Origin of the sequence: Acinetobacter sp. UBA3025 (assembly GCF_002367915.1) — a bacterium.
Taxonomy (GTDB): domain Bacteria; phylum Pseudomonadota; class Gammaproteobacteria; order Pseudomonadales; family Moraxellaceae; genus Acinetobacter.
The window spans coordinates 1-4,365 of sequence record NZ_DFDO01000256.1 but is presented as its reverse complement, the minus strand read 5'-3'; the positions used below and the strand labels follow the sequence as shown (position 1 = coordinate 4,365).

General features: G+C 42.1%; 4 protein-coding genes and 1 pseudogene. All 5 read right to left on the bottom strand.

Annotated elements, in window-relative coordinates; all coding sequences use genetic code 11:
- Positions 1-12: 12 nt before the first annotated feature.
- Positions 13-627, bottom strand: a pseudogene (locus tag B4J23_RS10825) (glutathione S-transferase family protein).
- Positions 628-750: 123 nt separating this feature from the next.
- Positions 751-1,647: a LysR substrate-binding domain-containing protein gene (locus B4J23_RS10820; RefSeq protein ID WP_291360582.1), complete on the bottom strand. Its 897-nt coding sequence runs from the start codon at positions 1,645-1,647 to the stop codon at positions 751-753.
- Between the two features lies 1 nt (position 1,648).
- Positions 1,649-2,851, bottom strand: coding sequence for an MFS transporter (locus tag B4J23_RS10815; protein ID WP_291360581.1), 1,203 nt, complete (start codon positions 2,849-2,851; stop codon positions 1,649-1,651).
- 41 nt (positions 2,852-2,892) lie between these two features.
- On the bottom strand, positions 2,893-3,456 hold the full coding sequence (locus B4J23_RS10810; RefSeq protein WP_291360579.1) for a TetR/AcrR family transcriptional regulator: 564 nt from the start codon (positions 3,454-3,456) through the stop codon (positions 2,893-2,895).
- Positions 3,457-3,598: 142 nt separating this feature from the next.
- The gene (locus tag B4J23_RS10805) at positions 3,599-4,120 is read right to left on the bottom strand and encodes an acyl-CoA thioesterase (RefSeq protein WP_004784949.1); all 522 of its coding nucleotides are present in this window, start codon (positions 4,118-4,120) and stop codon (positions 3,599-3,601) included.
- Positions 4,121-4,365: the final 245 nt, after the last annotated feature.

The window sequence follows — 4,365 nt, the reverse complement described above, 5'->3', positions numbered from 1 at the left end:
CGCTCTTCCGATCTAAGTTCGGTATTGCTCAAACCATGAAATATCTTTGAGAGAATGACGACGTGCCATCTGCTGTAGGAAAGGTTTAAATTCTTCCAACGGCGGCAAAATTTTGGTACTAATTGCGAAGATCAGACAATAGGCCACATATAGATCTGCAGCAGAAACTTTTTCATCTAAAAGATAAGGCTTGGCCTGCGACAAACCTCGTTTAAAAAAATCAAATACCGCGGCTTCGTTACCAAAACTTAAACTGGTTCGGACCTTTTCAATCTGTTCTTGAGATACTTGTAAATTTTTTACATCAATATATTCAGTCAGTGGCCCATGACAGAAGAAAATCCATTTTAAATAAGTACCACGCTTGGGATCATCTAAAGCGGGTGCCAATCCTTTGTCCTGATACTTATCTGCCAGATAGATGATAATAGCCGCCATTTCTGAAATTACGACGCCTTGATCAACCAGACAGGGAACTTTACCCATCGGATTGATCTGAAGATATTCAGGTTAATGCATATCTTTAAAAGGAACTTCCACCTGCTCAAGCTGGTCTTCAATCTGTAGTTCTTTAAGGATAGGCAGCAAGGTCATGCCGCGTGACTGAGGGTTGTTATAGAGCTTCATCATTCTGCTTCAACCGATTTCTTATTTTTTGAATTTCAGTATAAAGCGATTTTCCTCTGCGATTAAAAAGCATGTGCTACAGATCATTTCTGTAGCACATTTCATTTATGGAAGATCAATAATTTACTTAAAAAGGTCTACACAAAACTTTTCTTTAAGCACTTTCAGAATCAGTTCAATCGCAGGATGCTGGTTATTTTTACGGTAACTGACATAGAGAGCAATCATCGGTAAAGGTTCCAGCGTTTTCTTCACCACAATATTATCGCCGAGTAAAGGAATCACATAGGCTGGTACCAGACTCCAGCCAACCCCCATGCCGACCAGATTGACATTCAGCAGAATATTGGTGGAATACTGCACCACATTCACGTTCAGTTTCGACTGCCTAAAGAAATCATCAATAATCTTATGCAGCTGTGGTGAGGCTTGTTCATCACTAATCACAAAGTCCTGATTTTCAAACTTCTTGATGCTGACATAGGGCATTTCTGCGACCGGAGAATTTTTCGGCACAATCAGCGTCAGTGGCTCATCAAAAATCTGAACGGACTCAAACTCATCCGACTGATCTCGGTAGCGGGTAAAGGCAATATCAATACTGCCCTGTCTCAGCGCGCTAAACTGTTCTGCATCGGTCAGGCTATGAAACAGTGCTTTCAGTTCAGGAAAATGTGCACGGATATTCGGCATGATATAAGGAAAAATTTTCATTTCCGCGACCGGTACGAAGCCGATATTCAGCTGACCCTTATGTGTATGGGCGATCTGACGGGCTGCCTGCACGGCACGTTCCGCATGTTCTAAGCTCAACAGAGCTTCCTTTAGAAAAGCCTGTCCAGCCTCGGTCAGCTCAACCTTGCGGTTATTCCGCTCCAGCAATTGCGCATCTACTTCACGCTCCAGATCCTTAATCTGCTGACTGAGTGAAGGCTGAACAGTATTCAGTTTTTCAGCTGCACGGGTGAAATTCAGCTCTTCAGCCACTGTAACAAAATAGCGTAAATGTCTTAATTCCATTTTATTCTTCCGGTAAGGATGCTGAAATCGAAGGTCGCTTCCTGGCCACATATTGACGGTAGATCAATAAAGTGAAAATCACCATCACTGCACAGAACATATAGGTCTTTTCAAAACCGTATTGCGCAATGATCATACCCATCACTACTGAACCCACTGCCAGTCCAATATCAAACAGGGTAAAAAAGGTAGAAATTGCATGGCCCATACGCTGTTTTTCGACAGATTGAATCGCCAGCGTTTGTAAACATGGAAATAATGAACCGTAACCAATTCCGATAAATACCGCAGACAACCACATAGTCCATTGGCTGGACATGACACTGACAATCATCATGCCAATCGCAAAGAAAATAAAGGAAGGATAGATAACTGCACTTGGTCCTTTACGGTCGTAAATTTTGCCCACCCAAGGCCGTACCAACAACATTGAGGCCGCAAAAACAATAAAGAAGATGCCGGTATAAGCCAGTAGTTGCTTGGTTTCACTAAAGGGCGTGATAAAACTCATGATACTGGAGTAAGCAAAAGCCGTGAGCAGTGCCACAAAACTCACCGCCAGCACTTTGACTTCAATAATGTCATGCAGGCTGAATTTTGATTTTTCGACCACTGTAGCTTGAGGTTTTGCTAATTCGGTAATTTTCAGCATGAAGGAAAAGATCAAGCCGATAGAGATAATCACGGCAAGCAAGCCAAACAGCACTTTAAAGCTGGTGAACTGAACTACGGTTAAGGCCAGTAATGGACCAAATACCACACCCAGATTAGTCGACATGACAAAATAGCCCATGCCCTCACCCTTACGAGATTCCGGAATAAACTCATTTGCAACGGGAACGGTGACCGTCGTCAGTATGCTGAACCAGATCCCATGTAAGAAACGCACTGCCAATAATGACCACATGCTATCGACCAGCAGATAACTAAAGGAAAATAAGGCAAAAATAACTCCGGCTCCGCGCATTGCCAATTTCTTGCCGAGTTTCTCGATGATCATGCCAGAAAAAGGTCGAATGGCGATGGATGAAACTAAGAACAGGGTCAAAGCCAAACCTGCTTCTTTGACTGATCCGCCCAGACCTTTCATGATATAAACCGGCAGAATGGTCAGTAAGGCAAAGTAATAGACAAACAGGAACAGATTGTTCAATAAACACAGAATAAAGGAGCGATTCCATAAGCGCTCAGGACTAGCAGACATAACACGCAACTTTTAAAAACAAATTTAAGAACTGACTAAACTCAGAGAGAAATCAAAGCTGGGCTTAAGGCCAGATCTACCAGATTCTGGATATATTGATCATCCGGCATGCGGTTGAAGAAAATGATCTGGTAATGAATCGGCCCGTATAAGGTGTCCAGCATCAGATCAAAAGGATAATCCGCACGTAATTCCCCACGCTCGATGGCCTGTTGAATCAATTGGTGGGTTTGTTTTCGACGTGGTAATAGATACTGCTGAAAAAAGTCTGCAGCCAGCTCCCGATGATTGGCCATAACGACCAGCAAAGCTCGGCCTACCGGATGATTAAGTGCCTGAACCAACAGAGTTAGCTGTTGAACCAGATTACTGCGCAGGCTTTGTGAAGCATCCAGTTCAAATACCCCTGCTGTGCGCTGCTTAAAGGCATCTAGTACCAGTTCAGATTTATGTTTCCACCAGCGGTAAATCGTAGATTTGCCAACCCCTGCCCGTGCAGCCACATCTTCAATGGTTAGCTGATGATATTCACCTTCTGCCAGTGCATCCGAAACCGCCTGCAGAATACTGTGCTGACGCCGTGAACATTTTTCTTCTTCACTCATGCTTAAAACCAAAAAACAAAACGATACGTATCGTTTCATATTAGATTAAAAAAGAAGCTTAAGCCAGAGTTAAATGAATTTTATAGGCAAAAAAAAGACCTCTCATTGAAGGTCTTTTTAATAAGCAAATTAAGTTTAGTTCTTAGCTATGCGCTGATTTTTTATAGATACTGCATGAAGGATGATGATTTTCCTGCAGACGGGCAACTTTACGTTGTTCAGCTGCTTCAAAACGGCAACGTTTCCAGTCATTGTCCAGATTCAGCGGTGGAATCTGTTTAGGCTTACCATTTTCATCAACAGCGACCATCGTGAAGTAGCAACTATTGGTATGGCGTACAGTACGTTTCTGAATATTTTGCGCTTCTACACGAATGCCAATTTCCATTGAAGTACGACCTACATGGTTCACACTTGCCAGGAAAGTCACCAGCTCACCCACATGAATCGGTTCTTTGAAATTTACTTTGTCTACAGACAGGGTTACGACATAACTACCCGAATAGCGACTCGCACAAGCATAAGCAACCTGGTCCAATAATTTCAGAATTGTTCCACCATGTACATTTCCTGAAAAGTTCGCCATATCTGGCGTCATAAGGACCGACATCGTTAACTCTGACTGGTCATCCGATGCTGTTGCAATTTGATCTAAAGGGGCCATCGTTTTCTCTGAACTCTTTGAATGACAATGATATAGACCATTATTATAGCGTTTTTGGCCTAAATAAAATGTTCAATTCGGCAAATAAAACATCATAATTCTTGATATGAAATTTTTCTCCATACAAAAAAAAAGATATTCCTCTGAGGATCCATAGAAATCATCAGAAAGTTATTTTCAGTAAATATAAAATAAACAGGAATTTATCCACTAAATCATTTTCTTGAATCAATGCACTGCGCTTA

Excerpts from the sequence above, each read along its gene's own strand:
- B4J23_RS10820 (WP_291360582.1), bottom strand. The coding sequence starts at position 1,647 with ATGGAATTAAGACATTTACGCTATTTTGTTACAGTGGCTGAAGAGCTG.
- B4J23_RS10815 (WP_291360581.1), bottom strand. The coding sequence starts at position 2,851 with ATGTCTGCTAGTCCTGAGCGCTTATGGAATCGCTCCTTTATTCTGTGT.
- B4J23_RS10810 (WP_291360579.1), bottom strand. The coding sequence starts at position 3,456 with ATGAGTGAAGAAGAAAAATGTTCACGGCGTCAGCACAGTATTCTGCAG.
- B4J23_RS10805 (WP_004784949.1), bottom strand. The coding sequence starts at position 4,120 with ATGGCCCCTTTAGATCAAATTGCAACAGCATCGGATGACCAGTCAGAG.